Below are 22,053 nucleotides of genomic sequence, written 5' to 3'. Positions count from 1 at the left end.
GCTTTGGGTCGAAAGTGGTCATCGCTCCAGAGGCGACGGAGCCGACCTGACGGTGCAAGACTGGGTGGTCCCGCTGGCCACATTCGCCGAACAAGCTCGCAGGACGTCCATCGTTACCCAGGATCGAGGGGATTCCCTAGGGTGCTTTCAGACGGATGGGGGCCGACCCTGCGGCTTCGGTCCGCCTAAACTGAGTATCCCATTCGCTGGCGCCCGGTCCGACCTGTCGGTCGTTGAGGAACGAGAATGACCCTGCTTGCGCTTTTGCTGCGTCCATCCAATCTGGTCTGCGACCATCTCGGGATCAAGGATCAGCACGAGCGCGGCATGATGCGGATGTTCGTCAACATGTGCCTCTTTTCCGGCGTCTGCGTGACGGCCTTCTTTGTGCTCTGGAAAATGCTCGCCTAGCGGCACGCTGCCGGAGTCGACAGGAGACGCCGATGGCCGAAACCACACCCGCCCGGGATCCGGTGTGCGGAATGGACGTCGATCCGGCTCGAACGGCGACCCACGGCGATCGGGATTTCCACTTCTGCAGCGCGCGCTGCCGGTCGAGCTTCATCGCCGACCCGGAGCGGTATCTGGCGGAGGCGCCCGACCCTCCAGGCCGCGCCTCGGACACGGCGCCCATCGGCGCCGTCTGGACCTGCCCCATGCATCCGCAGGTCCGTCGGGACCGCCCGGGCCCCTGCCCCATCTGCGGCATGGCGCTGGAGCCTGAAACGGTCAGCGCGGCCGCTGGCCCCAACGCCGAACTGACGGACATGACGCGGCGCTTCTGGATCGCCCTGGTCCTGACCGCGCCCGTGTTCGTCCTCGAGATGGGCGGGCATCTGGTCCCGGCCCTGCATCACCTCGTTCCGCCGCCATCTCGATCTGGACTCAGCTGGTTCTGGCGACCCCGGTCGTCCTCTGGGCGGGCTGCCCCTTCTTTCAGCGCGGCTGGACGTCGCTGAAGACGCGCCATCTGAACATGTTCACCCTGATCGCCATGGGAACCGGCGTCGCCTGGATCTGCAGCCTGGTCGCGGCCCTGGCCCCGGACGTCTATCCGGCCGCCTTCCGCGCTGCCGACGGCTCGGTCGCCGTCTATTTCGAGGCCGCCGCAGTGATCACCGTCCTGGTTCTGCTCGGACAGGTGCTGGAGCTGCGGGCGCGTGAACGGACCTCCGGAGCGATCCGGGCCCTGCTGAACCTCGCGCCGAAGACCGCGCGACCGGGATTCCATCGCCGCTGGCCAACGCAAACTCGCCACTGGCGCATCATGTTTGTCGCCATCAGCCTGGCGAGCCACTAGGCTTCACGAGCTGACCTTTGAAGGCGGATCAGCCGCCATGTCAGTCCAGAGGAAACGAAATGCGCACTCTCCATTTCGCCGTCGTCGCGGCCGCCCTGTCACTGGCCGCCTGCTCCGAGAATACGGAAGACAAGGCAGCCGCCACTGCAGATAACGCCGGAGCGACGGTTGCTTCTGCTGCGAGCGACACCGCCGCAAACGCAGACGCCGCTGCCGACAGCGCCTCTGCCGCAACCAGCGAGGCGGCAGCCAACGTCGATGCAGCCGCCGACACGGCCGCTCGGAAAACCGAGGCGGCTGCCGATGCCGCGGCCCGAACAGAGTAGGTCGTCGCAGAACGACGCGCCGGAGATCAACTCGGGCGCGTCGTTCAATCGTGCAGCTGCGGACGTTGCGGTTTAGTTGAGGCGATGCTTCAGACCGCTGATCGTATCGTGGTCAGCCTTGATCGACGCATACTCTTCAGCCACGCGCTGGCGGAGTGTGTCGGGAAGATCGGTGTCCTTGGTGGCGTCTTCAAACCGCGCCTTGATCACGTCCTCGCCACGCTCGACCTCGTCGATCACGCCGCTGTCGTCGCGGCCCATGAGTTCGCCTCTGATCTCGGCGAACTTGTTGTGGATGCGGCCCAGCAGAGACTGGTCATCCTCAGGTTCACCACCAAACGTGCGAACTTCGGCCTGGAGCCGACGGCTGAGTTCTTCACGCTGGCCGGCGCGCTCTGTGAACAGGGCTTTGAGTTCCGAACTGCTGACGCCGTCGGCGGCATGGCGATAGCCATTCACGCTATCCAGCGTCGTCTCGATCAGATCGTTCAGGGTCTTGATGGCGCGATGATTGTCGGTGGGCATTGAGGCGTCCTTGTTTGAGGGACACATAGAACTGCCGACGCTTTACCGTGTTCCCAGACACGGCTTGTTGCTTGCGAGCGGGGACAGAGAGTCCGATAAGGGTTGGGACCAGCCTGGGCGTAAGGTCGAAAAGCCGACCCTTATGTCTTGTCTGAATGTCGTGGTTCCGGCGATCAGTGAATGACCGGTTATGACTCATAAAGGTCCTTGGCAAGGTCCGCTTTGTGGCTGGACGGATCGTTCATGGCGCTAGTCGGATGTGGAGAGAGTCACGTCGGAAAGTTGCAGATGCTGTCGTAGGTAAGGACCTGAGATGAACTAAATAAACTCAAATACTTAAGGCGCGCTCCAGCAAGGCCAAAGCGGGCCTGCTCGCGACGGATGAACGATAAAAGAAACCCTCGGCGTGGCGCGCCCCGCGCACCCCGCAATGCAGCGCTCTGAAGCCGCTCCAGGTTTCGAATGCGGGAACAAAAGCCGGCGCACTCTGGGAGGCGTGGGCCGAAAGGGCTGCGCGTTTACGGTCGTATTGCGCCGTGATGTCGACGAGACGCTCCGGAGTCGGCCCGCTTCCGAGCATCGGCTCCGCATAGAGGAGAGCGGTTTCCGGCGGGCAGGCTTCCGCCACCAGGCGCGATAATGTGCGGTGGTCGGGGTGATAGTCGTCTGTTGAATGGGTGATCAGGACGGTCGGCCGAAAGTCTGCGATGGCCGCCCGAACGGCGCGAGCCTCTTCGGGTGTGCCGACCAGCTGACCATCCATCAGCCCAAGAAGCACGGGTTCGACGCCAACGGTCGCGCCCGCCACCGCCGCCTCGGTCCTGCGAAGGCCGGCAGGGGCTCCGGGAGGAAGGCCGGCTTGACCGTCCGTCGCTACCGCCCAGCCAACCGCCCAGCCCAGGTCCTGCAGTTTCAGCAGCAGGCCGAGGCAGTAGATCTCGACATCGTCGGGATGGGCCCCGATCGCGAAGGCGCGGCGCTCAGTCATGGAGGCCCCGTTCGAGCGCGGTTGGTGGTGGCGATGAAGATGGCGCGAAACATCTCGCCCGCGCGGGCGTGGGCCGCCCGGTCTTGATGCAGGATGTGGTCGAGCGCCAAGCCTCTGAGGCATGCCACGGCCACGTGGCGCAGGGCCAGAAGTTCGTCGGCGGGCAGGTCCAGACCTGCCATGTATTCCATCCACCAGCTGTCGGTCGCAGCCTCCGCCTCATCCAGATGAGGACCGATTGCGGCGGCCAGCTCGGGGTCGTTGCGTGCGGCCATCAGCAGCTCCATCGCCGCGAAATGGTGGTGGCCTGTATGACCCTCCAGGGCGACGTCGATAACGGCCGCGAATCGCTCGTGCGGATCGGTCAGCCGCTCCAGCCGGGCGCGGATCTCCGGCGTCACCCGACGCGGCAGCGCGGCTGCGATGTCGGCCATAAGATCGTTCTTGTCGCGGAAGTGATAGTGCAGCGGCCCCCTCGACACGCCTGCTTCGTTGGCGATCAGCAGCAGGGTGGTCTGGGAATAGCCGTGCTCGGCCAGGCAGCGGATGCCGGTCTGGACCAGCAGCTCGCGCGTGCGCCGGCTCTGCTCGGCCTTGGGAATGCGGGGCGGACGGACGGTGGGGGCAACGGTGGTCATGGTGCAACCGGGGTCTGGGAAAGGCGGGCCTCGATCTCGGACCTTAGCGCGATCTGGCGGGCTTCCGTGAGCGGGTAGAACCAGAAGAAGGGCGCCGCGCATCCCATGATGATCATGGGCGCCCAGGCATAGGTCACCAGCAAGATGAACAGCTCGCGCGGGCCATTCTCCGTGGCGGAAGGCTCGAAGCCGAAGACCGACGGCAGTACGGTGCCGATCAGAATGCCCACAGCGACGCCCAGCTTGGCGATCGTGCCGGACATTCCGTAAAAAAGCGCCGTTCGCTCGCGCCCTGTCGTGACCTTGTCCAGGTCGACGACGTCGGCCAGCATCGACCCGACCAGCAGGCCCAGCGCACCGCCAGCCGCGCCCCGCACGATAATGCAGGCTGCATAGATCCAGGGCTGGTCGTGGGGGATCAGGGGAATGGGCGCGCTGAGCAGGGCCATGCCGGCGGCCCCGAGAGCCAGGGCACGGTGCTTGCCCCAGCGCTTGGCCAGCCACATCCAGAAAGGAATGGCTGACAGCCCGGCGATATTCTCTCCGACCAGGATGACCGAGAACATGTCACGCGCGTCGAAGACCGATTCCATCACGATCAGATGCAGCGACGCGCCGATGGTCGCTCCACCCAGGAGGACGGCCAAGCCGAGCGACAGGGTCAGAAAGGCTCGGTTGCCGAACAGCGCTCGTGTGCCCTCCAGGAAGCGAACGGGCTCTCGCCGCAGGGTCTCGGGCGTCGGCTCGGGCACACGCCAGAAGGCGATGCCGTACAGCACCGGCATCGCCGCGACGAAGCCGATCGCCAGCACGAGCAGCATTTGTCGCGTTTCGCCAAACCCCGTGCGCTGGAGGACAAAGATCAGGGCCAGGGCCATCATACTGGAAACGATTCCGAAGGCCTCGCGAGACCCGGCGATCCGGGTGCGGCCCGAATAGGTCCGCGACAGCTCGGCGCCCCATGCGCGGTAGGGATTGTCGACGATGTTGAAGGCGGTGAAGGTGACCGCGATCCAGATGATGGCGTAGGCCGGCGTGACCTCCACCGGCGGGGCAAAAACCATCCAGATGCCCAGCATCAGCAGCGGCACGCCTATGGCGATCCACAGCTTCCTGCGCCCGAAGCGCGACCGGGTCGCGTCGGACAGGGCGCCGGTCAACGGCTCGCTGACGACGTCCATCAGTCGCGCGGCGAATAATATTGTCCCGACCAGCGCCAGGGGCATGCCGAAATCGGCCGCATAGAAGGACGGGATGAAGGTCAGCAACGGTGTCATCGCCAGCGCCGTCGTCAGGTTCGGAAGGCCATAGAAGAAGGCGGTCTGGGCGGGCGAGCCCGCGGACGTGGACGTCATGGCGTGAACTCCGGGGTGACGGCTGGAACCAGGCGAGCGAACTCTTTGGCGGACAACGGCTCGGGCCGCTCGGTTCGGGAAGCGACGTCGACGCTGACGCCGTCGCGGATCGATCGCTCAATAGCCATCAGGGTCTCCAGAACGTGGATGGCCATGGCGGCCGAGGCGCGGGGCGGGCGTTGTCCGCGGATCGCGTCGGCCGCGTCGAGCACGCCGATGGACCATGCCGCATCGCTCCATCCGAGGACCGGCTCTACCGCGTCCCAGCGGCCGAGGGTGCGGGTGATCCGAACGTCGCCGGAAAACTCGCCCGACCGGGGCAGTGCGAGGGTCGCGGTGGAGCCATAGAGCTCCAACTCCGATCGGCGCGCGCCCAGGCCGTCGAAGCTGACCGTCACCGTCGCGGTCGCGCCGCTGACGAAGCCGAGCAGGGCGACGGCATGGGTGATCGCCTGCACCGGGAACCGCTCGCCGGTTCGCGGGCCGGCCTGGATCGTCCGCTCGGAACGAACCCGCCCCCCGCCGGCGCTCACCCGCGCGACCGGACCCAGGAGGTGGACGAGAGCCGCAACGTCATAGACGCCCATGTCCATGACGACGCCCGCCCCGGTCGCGAACAGACGGTCGGCGTCGTGATGCCACAGATCCGGGCCGGGATAGACCAGGGTCGTCGCCGCTCCCCATAAGACCCCCAGCTCGCCTGCGTCGATCAAGCTCCGCGCGGTCTGCTGCGCAGGACCGAAAGCGGTCGCAGGCGCGCAGGCCATGAGCAGGCCGGACGTCTCGGCCAGACTAGCGAGGTCGCGGGCGTCCTCAAGCGTCGTGGCGATGGGCTTTTCCGAATAGACCGATTTGCCGGACCGCAGGGATCGCCGGCTGACCTCGGCATGGACCGAGGGCGGGGTAAGGTTCACAACCAGTTCGACCTCGTCCCCAGATAGAAGATCTTCCAGGCTCATGACCGGCGTGTCGAAGGCACGCCGTCTCAGGGCCTGTTCCGGCGATGAAGATGCGCAGGCGACCAATCGGACGCCGGGGGCGTCGCGTAGTGAGTCGGCATAGCGGCCGGCGATGTCGCCGAGCCCTATCAGTCCGATCCCGACAGGAGTGGGGGTCAAGCCAGGGCTCCATAGGTCAGGGCGCGCAGGTCCGCCGCCGTCCGACCAGGCGTCGCACCCGGCGTCTCGCGCAGCTGGGTCATGATCATGGACGCGACACCCGTCGAAGGGCTGATGAAATACTGCGTATCGAAGTGGCCGCTCCAGAAGGCATCGCCGTCGCGATAATGAGCCGCCGCCTGGGCGGCGTCGACCACCACTGCCGATCCCAGGCCGAACCCGAGACCCGCCAGCGGGGTGCCGCCCAACCGCGCCATGACCGCTGCGGGCAGATGATTGCGCAGCATCAGGTCTACGCTACCGGTCGACAGGATGCGCGCTCCGTCCAGTGTGCCGCGGCGCTCCATGGCCATGAGGAAGCGAAGATAGTCCGGGCCGGTCGAGATCAGCCCGGCCCCGCCGGACGGCCATCGGTCGGGATTGAACGGATCGCCGAAAACCTCCACGCCGGAGGAGACAAGGCTGTCTCCGGGGCCGGGCTCATAGACGGTTGCTAGATCTTGTCGTCGCGAGGCCTTCAGGTGGAAGCCTGTGTCGGACATGCCCAAGGGGTCGAAGATCGTCCGTTTCAGACGCGCGGCGAGGGGTTCCTGCGACGCCACCTCGACCAGCCGACCCAGGACGTCGGTGGAGAAGCTGTAGATGACCCGCTCGCCTGGATCGGCGTAGAGCGGCTGTTCGGCAAGCCGGTCGATCGTCTCCGCCAAAGTGCCGTTACCGTGGAACAGGTCCAGTCCCTGATAGCGGCGGCCGAGCGCGGTCGCGCCATCGGAGCGATAGCCCAGCCCCGACATGTGCAGCATCAGATGCCGGACCGTCATGGGCCGCGCCGGATGACGACGGTCGTCCGGGGCCTCGGGCGAGACGGCGACCTGCATTGCCCCGACTGCGGGCAGGTAGCGTCCGACCGGATCGTCGATCAGAAGCCGCCCCTCCTCGACCAGCTGCATGACCGCCACGCTGGTGACCAGCTTGGTCAGGCTGGCGATACGGAACAGGGTCGTCGGTGTCATCGGCCTGCTGGAGGCCACGTCGGCGAGGCCGATCGCGGACCGGTGCGCCTCGCGGCCGTGTCGCCCGAGGCAGATGACATAGCCCGCCCGGCGACCTGCCGAGACCTCGCCGGCGAAATGGGCGTCGAGCCGGGCCAGACCCTCCGGGATGAAGCCCTGCTCGCCCTGTCGCCCTTGAGCGGGCGAGCCGAACATGGCCGTCAGCGCCAGTCCGTATGCCGATGCGCCCGTTCCGATCAGGCGTCGCCGGTCCATCATGCCAGGCCCGAGGTCCGTGCGGCGTACAGCAGGCCGGCTGCGGCCCAGGCCTGAGGTCGGCAGGCGTGGGTGTAGGGGATGGGGTCGAGGCCGGGCGTGCGGGCAAAGCCTGATATCAGTTCGGGCAGGCGGTTCATCGGCTGGCTGGCCGCCAGATCGAACAGGGCCTCGGCGACGCGCCGTGCCTCCTGATCAAAGCCGTAGCGGGCGAGGCCGCCGGCCAGGATCGCAGTGTCGTGGGGCCAGACGCTGCCGTTGTGATAGCTGACCGGATTGTAGGTCGCCTCGCCCGCGCCCAGCGTTCGCAGACCCCAGCCGTTCCAGAGTGCGTCGCCCATCAGGGTTTGCACCAGCCGGGGGGCCGACTCTGCCGGGACCGCACCCGACCACAGCAGGTGCCCGGGGTCGGAGGAGAGGACCTCCAGGGGCCGGCCGTGCCGATCGAGCGCCATGGCGTAGGTTCCCATCGGTTCCAGCCAGAACCGCTCATGAAATTCCTCAGCAAGCCCTTGGGCGCGCACGGCCCACGTCTCCGCCAGCTCGGGTTCCCCCAAGCGGGCATAGAAGCCCGCGGCGGCGCGGAAGGCGGCAATAGCGTATCCTTGGACCTCCGCTACGGCCAGCGGCGCCTCGGCCGGGGTCCCGTCGGCGTGATTCATCGAGTCGGGCGAGTCCTTCCAGGACTGGACCGCCAGCCCGGATCCCGACGGGGCGAAGGTAATCAGTTGACCGCCCTCCGCCCTCTGTCGGCCCAGCCAATCCAGAGCGGCCTCCCAGTTGGGCCGGAGCTCGACGATCAGGCTCTCGTCTCCCGTCGCCGCCGCATGGGCGTCAAGCGTGGTGACGAACAGGGCGGTCGAATCCACGGACCCATAGTAGCGCCCGAACGGGATGATGCCCCTGCGAGAGATTTCACCCAGCCGGATCTCGTGCAGAATCTTGCCGGGCTCCTCCTCGCGGAAGGGGTCATCGGTCCTGCCCTGTTCCGACGCCAGGAGGCGGAGCACGGATCGTGCTAGGTCCGGCCGCCAGGGCAGGATCATCGAGGCGGTGATCAGGGCATCGCGCCCGAAGATGCACGAAAACCAGGGCAGACCAGCTGCGGGGTAGGGGCCGTTAGCGGTCCCCAGAAGAAGGGCCCTCAGGTCGTCGATCGCCCGCGCGACGGACCGCGCCTTGTCCTTGTCTGGCGGGGTCAGGCGGAAGGAGCTTCGCCAGTCTTGGTAGCTGGGCAAAGCGTGGCTCTGCCCGTTGCCGCCGTCCGTGAAACGGACCGTCGCTGTGAGGGTGGCCGTCGAGCCAGGCTGAAGCTCGAAGCTCCAGCGTGGCTCCTGACAAAGCCGCGTACCGCCCTGGCACGTGAAGGTGATGTCGGCGCCCAGTGTCAAACCATCGGAGGTGACGCGCGCGAGACGCAGCCGGCCCTTCTCCTCCAGCGTGGACACGGTCCGGTCCCCGTCGCTGTCGACCGGGCGGAAAATGGTGAACAGGTCTCGAAACTCACCGACCACATCGAGCGTCAGCGTGACCAGTTGGGGGCTGTCGCCGGTGTTGACAATGACCCAGGCGTCGTCCAGCCCGTCGTCACGCAAGGTCATGCGTCGTGTCAGACCGACCACCTGCACGCGTCGAGTATTGATGATCGCGTGGTAGGCGAGGAGGGCGTCCTCGTGAGTCTGGACCGACAGGGTCTGGGCCTGGTCGATTGTCCATCGCCACGTCGACAGCATGCGGGTGTCGTCGCGAAACACGCCGTGCAGGCCCGCGCCGATTGCCCCTTCGGTATCAGCGACGAGATAGGTCCGGTTTTCCTTGACGACGTGAGCCACGCTTCCTCGCATTTATACATACATATTGACATGTTTATTCGGAGGACCAAGAGTGACTGTCAAGCTCGGTCGCTAGAGAACCGATCAGAAGGGGAGAATATCGGATGTTGAAAGGTGTTCGGGGGCGGGCCTTGTTGCTCGCGGGTGCGGCCTGGGCCGCAGGCGGGGGGGCCATCGCCCAGGATCAGCTAAGCCAGGACGCGACCACGCTCGATGAGGTCGTCGTCACCGCGACCAAGCGCGGTCAGACGGTGCTGGAAGCGCCAGTATCGGTCTCGGTCGTGACGTCGGAGACGATCAAGAACACCGGCGCAACCAACTTCTCGGAGCTGGCGACCCTGATCCCCAGCGTCGTCTTCTCGACCCAGCAGTCGCCGGTTCAGGCCAACGTCGGTATGCGCGGCGTCACGACGGCGGGCGGCAGTGCGGCGCTGGAGCCAAGCGTGGGCATTTATGTTGACGGCGTCTTCACCGACCGCACGTCAATCGGCATCGGCGACTTCAACGACCTCGCAGCGGTCGAGGTGCTGCGCGGGCCGCAATCGACTCTTTTCGGCAACGCCTCACCGGCCGGCATCATCAATTTCGTGACCCAGGATCCGGGCCGCGAGTTCTCGGGCGAGCTCCGCGGAACCGTCGGCAACTTCAACCGCCGACAGTTCGCCGCCACGGTGACGGGCCCACTGGTCGCCGACACTCTGTTCGGGCGGGTCAGCGTCTTCAGCCATCAGCGCGATGGTTATCTGGACAATCTGATCGGGCCCGACAGCAACGACCAGAACGCCTATGGCCTGCGCGCCAAGCTGCTCTATGCGCCCACCGGCCCGCTTCGCGTTCTGGGGACGGTCGAGTACTCCGAGATCGACCAGAACTGCTGCGTCCCGGTCCATGTCAACGTCCCCGACGCCCTGCTGAATCGCTTCGCCACGGCCTCGACCAACTTCCCGTTCGTCGGGTCGGGCGTGCCTTTTCCGCGAAATCAACTGGACAGCCAGACCGTCGCGGTTGACGGGCTGAACACGTACGAGCAGTCGTTGCTCGCCCTGACCCTGCGCGTCGACTACGCCTTCGAGAGCGGGCACCGTCTGACGTCGATCGGCGCCTATCGCTCCGTCGATCAGTTCAGCTCCGCAGACATCGATTTCACCGGCCTGAATCTGCTGAACTTCCCGGGCGTGCAGCGCGACAATCAGCATTTCTCGCAGGAGATCCGGCTGGCCTCACCCGAGGATCGGCCCGTCACCTGGCTGATCGGCGCCTACGCCTTCCAGAAGGAGGTGACCGAAGACAGCGCCCTGGTCATCAGCCCCCAGACCGCGGCGCTGCTGGGCGGCAATGTGCTGGCGCAGAACTCGCCGAGCTTCAACTCCATCACAAACCGCAACTTTGCCCTGTTCGGCGAGGCCACCTGGGGGCTGAGCGATCGGCTGAGCGTGACCGGAGGCCTGCGCTGGAACTTCGACGACAAGCAGATCAACGCGTTCGCGGCTCGGCTGAGAGCCAACGGCGCCCAGCTGTCGCCGACGCAGTTCATCCCTGCGGACAAGCAGCAGCGTGACGGCGGCGAACTGACGGGCCGGGTGGTCGTCGAATACGCCTTCAACGACGACCTCAGGACCTTCGGGTCATACACCCGGGGCTACAAGGCATTCGGCATCAACGACGACGCCAACCTGATCCGCAACATCCCCGGCGCCGACTTCTTCTTCGACTCCGAGATCGTGGACAACTACGAGATCGGGTTGAAGGGCCAGCTGGCGTTCTGGGATACCGATTTCTCGGTGGTCGCCTTCCGCTCCGAGTACGACGACTTCCAGGCGCTGTCGTCGTTCATCGACTCGACCAATACCTTGCGATTCTACCTCCAGAACGCGGCCTCGCTGATCTCGCAGGGGTTGGAAGTGGACGCCACCGCCCGGCCCATCGATGGGCTGACGTTTACACTGGCGGCAACCTATCTGGATGCGGCCTTCGACAGTTTCCCTAACGCCCAGGGTCCGTCCGGCGTCGTCGATCTCAGCGGTCGGCCGTTGACGGACGCGCCCGAGTGGTCGGCCAGCGCCGTGATCCGCTACGAACGACCGATCGGGGCGGGCCTCAGGGTGTTCGCCCAGGCGGACGTCTTCTACCGAACTTCGGTCTTCACCGAGCTGACCTATGATCCGGTCCTGCGTCAGGAACCGCACACCAAGATAAACGCGCGCATCGGTCTGGGTGACCAGGCAGATCGGTGGACGCTGGAGCTGTGGGGCCGCAACCTGACGGACGAGATCACCTTCGGTCGGGGCGGCCGTCCGGTTTTCGGCGCCGTGACGGCGGTTCTGCCGGCAGGCGGAGCGCCAAGCTTCCCGGTCGGAAACACCTACATCAAATACACCGGCGAGCCGCGGACCTACGGCGCGACCCTGACCTACCGGTTCTGATTCCTGGGAGCCGACGACTGCGGCCGCGGAGCCCTGCTCCGCGGCCGTTTTTTCTGGAGAGCATGCGGATGGTCGATCGACTTTCGACGCGCGGGTCCTGCTTCGTTGACAGCACCGGGCGGCAGGTCCTGCTGAGGGGCGTCAATCTGGGGGGGGACTGCAAGGTTCCGACCGCGCCGGACGGCCACACCCGGCACCCAACGGACTTTTCGGACCACCGCACGGTCAGCTTCGTCGGCCGACCGTTCCCATTGGAGGAGGCCGACGCGCATCTGGCGCGGATCGCCGGCTGGGGCTTCAACTGCCTGAGGCTTTTGACGACCTGGGAGGCCGTCGAGCATGCGGGGCCGGGCGAGTACGACGAGGAATATCTGGATTACTTCGCGGCGGTTTGCGACAGGGCCGGGGCGCACGGCCTGCATGTATTCATCGATTTTCACCAGGATGTCTGGAGCCGGATGAGCGGCGGCGACGGTGCGCCCGGCTGGACGTTCGAGGCCGTCGGCCTCGACTTCACCCGCTTCCACGCCGCCGGCGCAGCCCACGTCATGCAGTACCGCTACGACCCCTCGATCGGGGGTCGGCAGGACGCCTATCCCCAGATGAGCTGGGCGACCAACTACCGCATGCCGCCCAATGGCTTCATGTGGACGCTGTTCTTCGGGGGCGAGGCCTTCGCGCCCGACTTCCGGATCGACGGGATCAACGCCGGGCGCTGGCTGCGCGACCGATACCTGGGGGCGGTACGCCAGGTGGCGGAGCGGATCGCCCATCTGGACCATGTTGTCGGATTCGACAGCCTGAATGAGCCCGGTTCGGGCTGGATAGGGCGTGCGCTCGATGACCCGGGCCGAACCCTGTCCGGTGCCGCCTGGACCCCCCTCGATGGCCTCGCGGTCGCGTCAGGCGTAACCCGGGTCCTTCCGGTCCACGCCTTCGGCCGAGGCGTGGTTTCCCGGACCCCGGTCAACGCCGACGGCGTGTCGATCTGGCTGCCCGGTCGCGAGGACCCTTTCCGCGTCGCCGGCGTCTGGGACATCGACCTCGAGGGAGCGGCGGTGGCGCTCCGTCCGGACTATTTCCGGCTCGTTGATGGGAAAGACGTCACTGCTGAAGACCCTTTCATGGCCCAGTTTATGTGCGAGGTGGCCGGGACGGTTCGCGCAATCCGCTCTGACTGGCTGATTTTCGCCGAGGTCGACCCGTTCGCCGCGCTCGCGGGTGGTCATGGGTTTCCGCCGGGCCTGCCCGAGGGCGTGGTCAATGCCAGCCACTGGTACGATCTCGCCGCGCTCGTTACCAAAAGCTACGATCCTGAGCGCTCTGTCGACCTGCTCAGCGGACGTCCCCTGTTGGGCGCGCAGGCCATCGAGGACAACTACGTCGAACGCCTTTCGGCGCTCAGGGCGATCGGCGATGCCCTGCCCGGGGGAGCGCCGACCCTGATCGGCGAGTTCGGATTGCCCTTCGATCTCGACGAGGCCACCGCCTATCGCCGCTGGGCCCAGGGTGATCGTGGACCCGAGCCCTGGGCGAACCATGTCCAGGCCCTGACCACGATGTACAACGCTCTCGACCGGCTGTTACTGAGCTCGACCCAATGGAACTACACTGTATCGAACCGCAACGATCCGGCGGTGGGCGACGGCTGGAACCAGGAGGACCTCTCAATATGGTCTGCCGATCAAATGCAGGAGGGACATGACGGCAGCCGAGCTGTCGAGGGGTTCAGCCGGCCCTATGTCCGGCGAACACCGGGTCGTCTGATTTCCCAGCGGTTCGATGTCGCTGAACGCAGATTTGAGGCCGCCATAATAACAGAGGCCGAGCTCGCAGAACCGATCGATATATGCTTGCCCGGACATCTATATCGTGAAGGCCAGATGAGAGTGAATTTAAGCACTGATGCTGAATGGTCGATAGAAAACAACAGTTTGATTATTCAACTTGTGTCCGGTACTGGGATCGAAGAATTCTCTGTAGAGATCCAGTTCTTGGCCAGGTGACGAGTTTGGGTGTCACCGTGATCGAGCTTACGTCGGCGTTCAGGCCGCCATTCAAGATTGATCGACAAGGCGCTGGTCCTTCCCTGACGCCTGCCGCCGCCGCATCAGTCGTCCCGATGCTAATTCTCTGGGCAGGCCGTGGGCTCTCTGCTTCCGGTGTGACTAGATCATTGATTGAAGGCGCGGAGAAAACTGATGGCGGTCAGGACGGCCTTGGCTCCGCTTTTGCTGCTGGCCACGCTCGTCGCCTGCGCCACCGGCCCGCAGCCGTCACCGCCCCCATCCTCGGTTCAGGCCTGCAGCGGGGCGTGGCGCTTAAGTGATGGGCGCGGCGTTACAGCTACACCGATCGAAGGCGGGCTTCGCTGGCGCACTCTGGAGGGCGAGACCGGGCGTCTCGTCCTGGGCGCAGACGGGCAATGGCATGCGTCTCAGGGGGGCGCGATCGACCAGGGCGAGGCTCGTATCTCATTCTCCTGCCCGGGTGGAATGAACGCGTTCGACGGTTTCGCGGCAACCGCTGTGCAGACCGCCGTCGTTGAGACGGTGTTCCCGGGATCCGGCGGGGTCAGGCTCGCGGGTCGGCTAATATTGCCGGCCGGCTCAGACGCTGTGCCCGTCATGGTTCAGGTTCATGGCTCAGAGCAAACATCTGCCCGCGTCTTCGACCCCTTCCAGCAGCTTCTGCCGCTTCAAGGGGTCGGCGTGTTTGTGTACGACAAGCGCGGCACGGGCGGGTCGGAGGGGCGCTACACCCAGGATTTCGACGTACTGGCCGAGGACGCTGCCGCCGCGGCTCGCGAAGCGCGACGGTTGGCCGGAGTACGCCTGGCCCGCCTGGGCTTGCATGGCGCCAGTCAGGGCGGCTGGGTCGCGCCCCTGGCCGCCTCGGGCGTTGCCGCAGACTTCCTCATCGTCAGCTACGGCCTTCTGGAAAGCCCCTTGGAGGAGAACCGGGCGCAAACGATTCTGGGGGTTAGGGAAGCCGGGTTTGGTCTTGAGGAACAGGCGGCAGCCGGGGATCTGGCCGACGCCGCCGGAGCCGTGATGGCCTCGGGTTTTCGCGATGGGTTCGGTGAACTGGAGGTACTCCGTCGCGAGCACCGTGAGGCGCCATGGTTCACAGCGGTAAAGGGCGAATTCACCGCAGAGGTCTTGCGTTATCCGCCGGTACTGCTGCGGGTCTTTGGACCTCTGCGCTCACAGGGCACGAGTTGGCGCCACCAGGGTGAGCCCGTCCTTCGCGAGCTACAGATGCCCGTTCTCTGGATCCTGGCCGGCGAGGATCGCGAGGCTCCGCCCCAGCATACGCGAAGCAGACTGGCCACTCTGATCGCCGAGGGGCGCCAAATCCACCTGGCTGAGTTTGCCGGCGCTGATCATGGTATGAGGTTAGTCGACACCGCAACCGACGGCTCACGCCGCTGGAAGCGCTACGCGGCGGGCTACTTTAGCGTCGTCGGTGACTTCGCTCACGGCAGGCGTCTGGAAAACACGGGCGCAGCCTTGGTTACCCAAGGCCCCGCCATGACGGCGGCGTCTCAAGTCAGGCCGAACTGAACCCGAGCCGCATCTGAATTCATTCCGCGGCGGATCGTGGGTCGCGGCCGCAAGGAGGGGCGCAATGACCCACCAGACGTCCGGCCCTCCTTGGCAGCAATCTGCCATGGTATATGCCAATAAAGGGCGCCTCCGGGTCTTGTTTCGAGCGCCAGGTGACGGTCCGGTTCTGGCGCCTCCGCGACATTACGGAGACCGTCGCCGCCGGCCAGGCTTGGGGGCGACTCCAGATTCTGGCGCCGAGGCGTGAGGGGAAGACGTCTGTCCGTCCGCCGCTCGATCGAGACCGATAAGCGCCACGACTGCTACGATCTGGCGTGAGCGCCACCAGCCTAAGAACTGAAGCGCGCCGACACCAATGAGCGATAGAGCAACAATAGAGGCTCCGAGCGCGTTGGCCGCGAGCCACCGATCGACATAGCCGGGCACGATTTGCGCCCACGCGGCCAGGAGGGTGACAGGCACGGTCAGATAGGCCAGCGCCAGCCCCTTGAAAGCCTGCTCCTGCCTTGACGCATTCAACGCTGCCATGGTCCCCACACGGTCGAACGCCTCCGGGCTGAGCGGGGCCAGCAACTGAGCGGCCTGCGCGGAAGATTGGTTCGCCCGGATTCCGCGCAGTAGATCGACGCCGGCAAAGCGTGAACCGCCGGGTGTCGTGTAGGCGCTGAAGGGCAGGCTTGAGGTGGGAAACAGACGCACCAACCGGGACCAGGCGGCCCAGTGGTCTTCTGCGTCCAGCGGCTCGGGCTGCGGAAGGTTCATCCCCGGAGCCTGCGCGGGTCCCTTCGTCTTCCGCAAGTGTTGACCCGACATTTTCCGGTGTGCTCCCCTAAGTATCGCGGGGGATGAATGACCAAGACAGAGATCAACTTCGGGTTCATGGCCGTGGTCGGCGTGGTGGCGGGGGGTTTGCTGGGGTGGATGCTCTACCTTGCGGTCCTCGAGGCTGCACCCGGCGGCCCGGTCGCGATCATTTCCGACGCGACGGTCAACACAAGGTCGGGGAGCTGATCATAGCCGTCCCCTTGTTCCTGACCGCCCTGTTCTCGCGGACGCATCCCTACCGTTCGGTGGCGAACGGCCTGATGCAGGCCTGGCCCATCACCATCGTTGGGGCGGCGCTGAATCTTCTGGCGTGGATAAACACCATGGACCGTGCGCCATGGACCGAGCTCAACCGCTTGTGGTTCGCCGGTCTGGTGGTGGTCGGGATTGCGGTGGCGCCGCTTGTCGCTTCGGCAATGCGTGGCGGAGTTGCTCACGCGTTGACAAACCCGCCGCCTCCCACCGTGGGGGGTGCTGTCAGTCTAACGCTAACTTGTCTCCACTGAAGGCCGTTGTAACCGGCTGATTGTGCGTGAGTTTCCGTGACGCCGCTATCGTTCAAGCGCCACCGCTTTCCGCCGGAGGCGATCCGCCAGGCCGTGTGGCTCTACGTCCGCTTCAGTCTCAGCCTGCGCGACGTTGAGGAGCTCCTGGCGGCTCGCGGTGTCGACGTGAGCTACGAGACGATCCGGTGCTGGACGGTCAAGTTCGGTCCCCAGATCGCACGGCGGCTGAAGCGGCGTCGGCCGGCCCCATCGCCTCGATGGCATCTCGATGAGATGGGCTGCCGGATCGGCGGAAAGCGCATGTATCTGTGGCGAGCAGTCGATGACGAAGGCGAGGTTCTGGACCTCGTCGTCCAGCACCGGCGGGACACGGAAGCCGCCCTGAAGCTGCTTCGACGCCTACTCCGAAATCAGCCTGTGGAGCCTCAACTCATCACGACGGATGGGCTCGGCTCCTACGTCGCGGCCCTGGATCAGCTCGAGCTGCGCCATCTTCATCGACCAGGCCGGCTCCGAGAGAACAATCGGGCGGAGAACTCTCATCTTCCGATCCGAAGACGGGAGAGGCAGCAGCGGCTCTTCAAAAGCCAAGGCTCAGCCCAACGTTTCCTCACCACCCATGCGGCGATCTACAACACGTTCTACACCCAGAGACATCTCATCAGCCGGCCAACCCTTCGTCGCTTCCGCAGCGGCGCGGCAGCCGCATGGGCGGCTGCGACGACCTGACGGAAAGCAGGGGAGGGCGCTTCTCAACCTGGCGCGGTTAACCTGACAGCACTGCGACGAACGGGTGCTGCGGATTGGGGGGCAGCGTGCGTCTCTTACTGGACGACTACGCTCCAGAGGCTATCAATCGCTCTGCTGGACCAGCTGCTCCACGACCGCGTCCGACAGATAGTGCGGCCCGTCGAACAGATAGAGCCGGACGTCCTGATAATGGCCAAGCTGCCCCCGCAGCTCGTGGGCGGTCGCGCTGCGGAACCGCCCGTTGCCGTCAGGGCGGAAGGCCTCGGCGATCAGTCCGACCCGCTCCCGGCCAAGTCGCTGCTCCATGGCGTCGAAATACGCACGCGCGACGGCAGGACTTCTCACATGCTCGCCGACGCCATCCTGAAGCAGGATCCCGACATTTCGCGGAACCCAGGTCTCGAGCCAGTCCGCGAAGGCTTCCGGCCCGATGTTCTGTCGGTCGTAGACGCTGAGCCACAATGGTGTTGGAAGGTCCTCCAGCAGCGGGCCCAGCGTCGCGGCGCCTTGCCAGGACGGATCAACCTCGACCGGAAAATACCAGCCCGAGACGGCCACAGGCATCGGCCGGCGCGCCAGTTCAGCGGATCGAAGAGCCAGCCCGGCGACATCCGCACGCGCCTCGCGCTCACCGGACCGCCCCACCAGACCGACGATCACCCGGGTGGCCCAGGGCTCTGAGGCGATGCGGGTCCAATCAGGGCCCTGGCCCGCCGCGTGCCCGGGCGCGCCGGGCAGGAAGACGGCGTCATCGACCACCATCCACTGGACCAGCAGCTCGCGCGCACCCAACCGATCCCACTGACCGACGGGGTCAGAGGTGGCGTGATCGACCTGCCAGACGATGCCGGTGACGGGCGGCAGAGGGCGCTGGCTGGCGCAGCCCACCAGACCACCGGCCGCCATCAGGAGCACGGCGGAGCGCATGCCGCTATTCCAGCAGGCTCTGGCCCATCGGGGCGTCAATAACTCACGCTGAAGGTTGCGAAGAGCCCTTCGGCGCGCTCATCGCCGGCGAGGCGGAAACGGTACTCCAGGGTCAGGTCGACGAAGGATCGCGGGGCGGCGTATTTCGCCTCCCGGAACCAGCGACGCAGTGACACGCCCGGTCCCGCGCCGACGGCCTCCGCGTTGTCGAGGGCGCTGTCGTAATTCATGCCAATGCCGCCGAACACGGACACGATGGTGCGATTGTCGGCGCCCAGCGCGAAGCTGCGACCGGCGCGGGCGTCGATCACGCCAAACGTCTGCTGGTCATCGATGACGTAGGACGTGTCCGCATACAGACGCCACATCGGCCAGTTGCGCTGGTCGATCGTCATGTCCGTGCCCTGTTCGAGGGAGTAGAGGGCGCGCACCATCCAGTCGTTGCGGGCGGCGTCGCCCAGCTTGACCATCCGACTGCCCTCAAGCACCAGATTGGTGTCAGCAAGGGGTTTCCACCGGGCGCCGATCCAGCCTTGGCGCGAGTCCGCGCCGGTCGCGCCGATATCGGCGTCCACCGTCTCAAACACCCGCGCGAAGACGTCGATCGGAGCCCCGGCCCGGTATCCGCCCAGACGTCGGTAGACGTCGACCCCGGCCTGAAGGCTGTCGCTCGTGCCGGGCGAGGTAGGGATGCCGCTGGCCGCGCTTGAGGCGCCGTAGCTGATCGATCCCGAAGCTCCCCAGCTTCGGTCCAGATTGGCCACGTCGCGTCGGACGTCGAACAGGGCCCGGGGCGTCAGCTCCGGCGTTCCGGTCGCCGCATCGTCGATCCCGCGCGAGAAATAGGCGATGGCGGCCTGGTCTTCGTGGGCGCGACGCGCGCTGTATCCGGCATCCAAGGCCGCGCTGCCGGACAACAGGCCCGCGGTATCGGCCTCGACATAGAAGGGCTGGGCCACCCCGTCCTCGCCGACCGCGACGGCAAGCACAGCCATGTCCATGGGGCTTGAGCCCTCCAGCGTCCCGGCCTGAAGCGCGGCGAGGTATTCGGACCGTGCCTGGTCCCTAGTCTCGCTCTCGATCAGGGCCAGCACACGCGCCCGGGTGGCGTAGGCGCGAGTGTCGGCGGAGGGAGCCGCCACGCCGGCAGCGCCGAACGCGGCGGCCGCGGCAGCGTGCTGGTCAAGCTCTGACAGCGCCGAACCCAGCCGGGACTGGACCTCGAACGACGGGTCCTGCCGGATCGGCTCCAGTGCGGTCAGGGCGGCCTGCGCCTGACCAGCTCCAATCAGGGCATCGGTCAGACCCAGGCGATAGCTCCGGTTGCCGGGCTCAAGCCGGACCGCCTCGGACGCCGCAGCAGCGGCAGCGGCATAGTCCCGCCGCTCCAGGGCTGCGAAGGCCATCGTAGCGGACGCATAGCCAGGCCCGGCCGTCTGGACAGGTGCAGACGAAGGAGCAACCACGGTTTGCGCGTGGGCGGGCGATGCCAGCGCCAAGGTCGCGGCCACGGCCGCCGACATCAGGGGCCGGGCGACCGCGTTCTGGCGGTGATCGAAGAGGGCGATGATCATGCGGCTTGTATCCGGGCGGCGGCCAGAGCCGCGCGCTGCGCGCTGAGGGTCGAGGCGAGGGCCTCGGTGGAGATGGAACGCGTGTGGACGAGATATTCGCCAAGCCTTCCGTCGCGATCGGGGTGGTATCCCTGAAGCACGCGCTCCAGATCGTCGGCAGCGATGTGCCCGTCGCCGATCAACATGTCGCCCAGCAGGGGCGCCGACGCAGTCTGATCGAAGGCTTCGGCGTCGCCGCCAAGCCGTCGCAGGCCGGCCACGATTTCACTCTCACGGGCCACGACGAGTGTGACGGGCGCGTCAAAGGCGGCGGAGATCCTGGCCTCCTCCTCGGCGCTGAACGGACCCGACACAGCCAGCACGGGCGCGCCGTTGGGTTGCTGCCCGACCGGAATGGCTCGCAACTCGATGCAGAGCCGTTTCGACAGGCCGTCGCTGTGAGCGTCGACCCCGGCCGCCGTGATTTCGGCCCGCGGCAAGGCGGTCTGGACCGACATGGCTTCGGCAAGCGTCTCGTCATCCAGCAGTCCCCTGGCGAGCAGGATGCGGCCCAGCCGCTGCGGCCTGAGCGCCTGTTCGGCCAGGGCGTCCTGAAGTTCGGCCTCGGTCACCGCACGCCAGCTCAGCAGGATCGCGCCCAGTTGCCGGCGGTCCTGCGCCAGGGCCGCGTCCGTGGGGAACTGGTGGGCGGTCTTGTCCCAGGTGATTGGCGTCCGGAATACCAGATGCGAGACATACAGTCGGATGGCGCGGATCGAGGCAGCGAAGTTGATGACGCTGCCGACGACCATACGGGGGAAGGACAGGACGGCGTGTACGCCGCCGTAGATGCGGCCGACGAACCAGGCGCGCTGCACGACGCGCAGCACCAGCGCCAGCAGATTGAAAGCCAGCAGGACGGTGATCCAGCGATAGTCCGGGAAGATCGGCGCCAGTTCGCCCGCCTCCACCAGGCCCAACAGCTCCAGCAGGAAGTAGTTGATGACGATGAAATAGCCGGCCAAAGCGAGGCTGGGGGTGAACAGCGCCTTGCGGTCGCGGAACAGGAAGTAGTTGGCCTTGGGCGACTTGCTCCAGCCCAGCTGGGCCCAGCCCTGGATCGAGATGCCGAGAGTCCAGCGCGCCTTCTGGCGGTAGGCCGAGCGGAAGGTATTGGGGAAATATTCGCGCACGCACAACGGCATGCGCAGGGACACAGTGCGCGATGGCCCCAGACCCAGCCAGGAGCGACGATTGACGCGGTAGTTGACCGGATAGACGGCGATGATCGACGACAGGCCCGCCTTCGCCAGACGGGCGGCGATGTCGTAATCCTCGGTCAGGCTGTAGATGTTGAACGGCTCCATATGGTCCTCGGCCAGTGTGGCCATGGCCGCGTGCGACAGGCAGGTGCCGACCCCGGCCGACGGTACGGCGCGAGCGACCGCCTCGCGGACCACCAGATCCTTGCCGTGCCACTCGGCGAACTCGTCCATGTAGGTGCCGGCGACAAACTCGCCGTAGCCGCGCTCCAGCGAGACCACCGGGATCTGGATCAGGTCCTTGCGCGGCAGCAGATAGTTGAAGAACTTCAGCTCCAGCGGGTGAACCACGTCTTCGCAGTCGTGCAGGATCATGCCGGCGAAGGTCTGGCCGGTGGTCTTTTCCATCTGGAAGATGGCCCGGACGATGCCGTTCAGGCAGTCGGCCTTGGAGGTCGGCCCGTTCTGGGCCAGGTCGACGCCGACGACACGACCGTGTCGCTTGGCCAGGCGGCGAACCAGCGACCGGGTCTCGGGGTCATTGGCATAGGTGCCGATGAAGATGACGTAGTTATCGTAGTCGAACGACCGCACGGCGTTCTCGACCATCACCTCGATGACGTCGAACTCCCGCCAGGCCGGCACCATGATGGCCAGACGCTGCTCTGGCCGGCCCCCCAGTTCGGCCGGGGTCAGCCGGTCGTGGCGAGGCCGGATGAAAAGCTTGCGATAGAGCGCCCGGGTCCAGAAGCAGGCGTCAACCACAAGGTCGTCGAACGAAGAGACGGCGATCAGGACGACCGTCACGATCGCCATGATCTGAAGCGTGGTCGCATAGGTCTGCAGGAAGCCGATCCACTCGGCCGAAAGGGTGGTGAACATGATGTC

General features: G+C 66.0%; 19 protein-coding genes and 1 pseudogene. 9 read left to right on the top strand and 11 right to left on the bottom strand.

Translation table 11 applies throughout. The features are described 5' to 3' along the window. The first annotated feature begins 246 nt into the window (after window positions 1-246). The 3 genes and pseudogenes from RMO01_RS16600 to RMO01_RS16590 all read left to right on the top strand — a co-directional run bounded on the left by RMO01_RS16600 (window position 247) and on the right by RMO01_RS16590 (window position 1,626). On the top strand, window positions 247-411 hold the full coding sequence (locus tag RMO01_RS16600; RefSeq protein WP_309630174.1) for a hypothetical protein: 165 nt from the start codon (window positions 247-249) through the stop codon (window positions 409-411). Between the two features lie 32 nt (window positions 412-443). Then, a pseudogene (locus tag RMO01_RS16595) lies at window positions 444-1,219 on the top strand (heavy metal-binding domain-containing protein); the annotation flags it as partial. A 140-nt stretch (window positions 1,220-1,359) separates the two neighbouring features. After that, a complete protein-coding gene (locus RMO01_RS16590) occupies window positions 1,360-1,626 on the top strand; it encodes a hypothetical protein (RefSeq protein WP_309630173.1) in 267 nt (88 codons plus the stop codon). A 72-nt stretch (window positions 1,627-1,698) separates the two neighbouring features. Here the strand turns inward: RMO01_RS16590 and RMO01_RS16585 are convergent, their stop codons facing one another. The 7 genes from RMO01_RS16585 to RMO01_RS16555 all read right to left on the bottom strand — a co-directional run bounded on the left by RMO01_RS16585 (window position 1,699) and on the right by RMO01_RS16555 (window position 9,350). Beyond that, on the bottom strand, window positions 1,699-2,151 hold the full coding sequence (locus tag RMO01_RS16585; RefSeq protein ID WP_309630172.1) for a PA2169 family four-helix-bundle protein: 453 nt from the start codon (window positions 2,149-2,151) through the stop codon (window positions 1,699-1,701). A gap of 328 nt (window positions 2,152-2,479) precedes the next feature. Then, window positions 2,480-3,139, bottom strand: coding sequence for a PIG-L family deacetylase (locus tag RMO01_RS16580; protein ID WP_309630171.1), 660 nt, complete (start codon window positions 3,137-3,139; stop codon window positions 2,480-2,482). Next, window positions 3,136-3,777 (bottom strand): TetR family transcriptional regulator, encoded by a 642-nt coding sequence (locus tag RMO01_RS16575; protein ID WP_309630170.1) that lies wholly within the window; start codon window positions 3,775-3,777, stop codon window positions 3,136-3,138. Before RMO01_RS16575 ends, RMO01_RS16580 begins: the two co-directional genes overlap by 4 nt. After that, a complete protein-coding gene (locus RMO01_RS16570; protein ID WP_309630169.1) occupies window positions 3,774-5,132 on the bottom strand; it encodes an MFS transporter in 1,359 nt (452 codons plus the stop codon). The genes RMO01_RS16575 and RMO01_RS16570 overlap by 4 nt, the downstream gene beginning before the upstream one ends. Continuing rightward, the gene (locus tag RMO01_RS16565; protein ID WP_309630168.1) at window positions 5,129-6,250 is read right to left on the bottom strand and encodes a Gfo/Idh/MocA family oxidoreductase; all 1,122 of its coding nucleotides are present in this window, start codon (window positions 6,248-6,250) and stop codon (window positions 5,129-5,131) included. Before RMO01_RS16565 ends, RMO01_RS16570 begins: the two co-directional genes overlap by 4 nt. After that, window positions 6,247-7,518: a serine hydrolase domain-containing protein gene (locus RMO01_RS16560; protein WP_309630167.1), complete on the bottom strand. Its 1,272-nt coding sequence runs from the start codon at window positions 7,516-7,518 to the stop codon at window positions 6,247-6,249. The genes RMO01_RS16565 and RMO01_RS16560 overlap by 4 nt, the downstream gene beginning before the upstream one ends. Beyond that, entirely contained in the window at window positions 7,518-9,350 is a 1,833-nt protein-coding gene (locus RMO01_RS16555; protein WP_309630166.1) for a glycogen debranching N-terminal domain-containing protein, read from the bottom strand. Before RMO01_RS16555 ends, RMO01_RS16560 begins: the two co-directional genes overlap by 1 nt. A gap of 104 nt (window positions 9,351-9,454) precedes the next feature. On the opposite strand from RMO01_RS16555, the gene RMO01_RS16550 reads away from it, so the two are divergent. The 3 genes from RMO01_RS16550 to RMO01_RS16540 all read left to right on the top strand — a co-directional run bounded on the left by RMO01_RS16550 (window position 9,455) and on the right by RMO01_RS16540 (window position 15,339). Further along, window positions 9,455-11,773: a TonB-dependent receptor gene (locus RMO01_RS16550; protein WP_309630165.1), complete on the top strand. Its 2,319-nt coding sequence runs from the start codon at window positions 9,455-9,457 to the stop codon at window positions 11,771-11,773. Between the two features lie 68 nt (window positions 11,774-11,841). Then, on the top strand, window positions 11,842-13,779 hold the full coding sequence (locus RMO01_RS16545) for a cellulase family glycosylhydrolase (RefSeq protein WP_309630164.1): 1,938 nt from the start codon (window positions 11,842-11,844) through the stop codon (window positions 13,777-13,779). Window positions 13,780-13,974: 195 nt separating this feature from the next. After that, window positions 13,975-15,339 carry a serine aminopeptidase domain-containing protein gene (locus tag RMO01_RS16540; RefSeq protein WP_309630163.1) on the top strand — a complete coding sequence of 455 codons (1,365 nt, stop codon included), beginning with the start codon at window positions 13,975-13,977 and terminating at the stop codon, window positions 15,337-15,339. A gap of 186 nt (window positions 15,340-15,525) precedes the next feature. Here RMO01_RS16540 and RMO01_RS16535 read toward each other — a convergent pair whose 3' ends face one another. Further along, a complete protein-coding gene (locus RMO01_RS16535; protein WP_309630162.1) occupies window positions 15,526-16,104 on the bottom strand; it encodes a hypothetical protein in 579 nt (192 codons plus the stop codon). An 87-nt stretch (window positions 16,105-16,191) separates the two neighbouring features. Here RMO01_RS16535 and RMO01_RS16530 point away from each other — a divergent pair, with 87 nt between their 5' ends. Genes RMO01_RS16530 through RMO01_RS16520 form a run of 3 tightly spaced genes read left to right on the top strand, consistent with a single transcriptional unit; the run spans window position 16,192 to window position 17,402 of the window. Continuing rightward, entirely contained in the window at window positions 16,192-16,353 is a 162-nt protein-coding gene (locus RMO01_RS16530) for a hypothetical protein (protein WP_309630161.1), read from the top strand. A gap of 14 nt (window positions 16,354-16,367) precedes the next feature. Then, on the top strand, window positions 16,368-16,673 hold the full coding sequence (locus RMO01_RS16525) for a hypothetical protein (protein WP_309630160.1): 306 nt from the start codon (window positions 16,368-16,370) through the stop codon (window positions 16,671-16,673). 36 nt (window positions 16,674-16,709) lie between these two features. Further along, window positions 16,710-17,402, top strand: coding sequence for an IS6 family transposase (locus RMO01_RS16520; RefSeq protein WP_309630159.1), 693 nt, complete (start codon window positions 16,710-16,712; stop codon window positions 17,400-17,402). Between the two features lie 123 nt (window positions 17,403-17,525). Here RMO01_RS16520 and RMO01_RS16515 read toward each other — a convergent pair whose 3' ends face one another. From RMO01_RS16515 to RMO01_RS16505, 3 genes are read right to left on the bottom strand one after another with little or no spacing between them, the layout of a single operon-like run. Beyond that, on the bottom strand, window positions 17,526-18,350 hold the full coding sequence (locus RMO01_RS16515; RefSeq protein ID WP_309630158.1) for a hypothetical protein: 825 nt from the start codon (window positions 18,348-18,350) through the stop codon (window positions 17,526-17,528). A gap of 35 nt (window positions 18,351-18,385) precedes the next feature. Next, window positions 18,386-19,924, bottom strand: coding sequence for an NfrA family protein (locus RMO01_RS16510; RefSeq protein ID WP_309630157.1), 1,539 nt, complete (start codon window positions 19,922-19,924; stop codon window positions 18,386-18,388). Further along, window positions 19,921-22,047 (bottom strand): glycosyl transferase family protein, encoded by a 2,127-nt coding sequence (locus RMO01_RS16505; protein WP_309630156.1) that lies wholly within the window; start codon window positions 22,045-22,047, stop codon window positions 19,921-19,923. The genes RMO01_RS16510 and RMO01_RS16505 overlap by 4 nt, the downstream gene beginning before the upstream one ends. Between the last annotated feature and the right edge of the window lie 6 nt (window positions 22,048-22,053).

It is taken from the genome of Brevundimonas sp. (assembly GCF_031412435.1).
Lineage (GTDB): Bacteria > Pseudomonadota > Alphaproteobacteria > Caulobacterales > Caulobacteraceae > Brevundimonas.
Note: the sequence above shows the minus strand (reverse complement) of the source record. Positions and strands in the feature narration are given on the sequence as shown.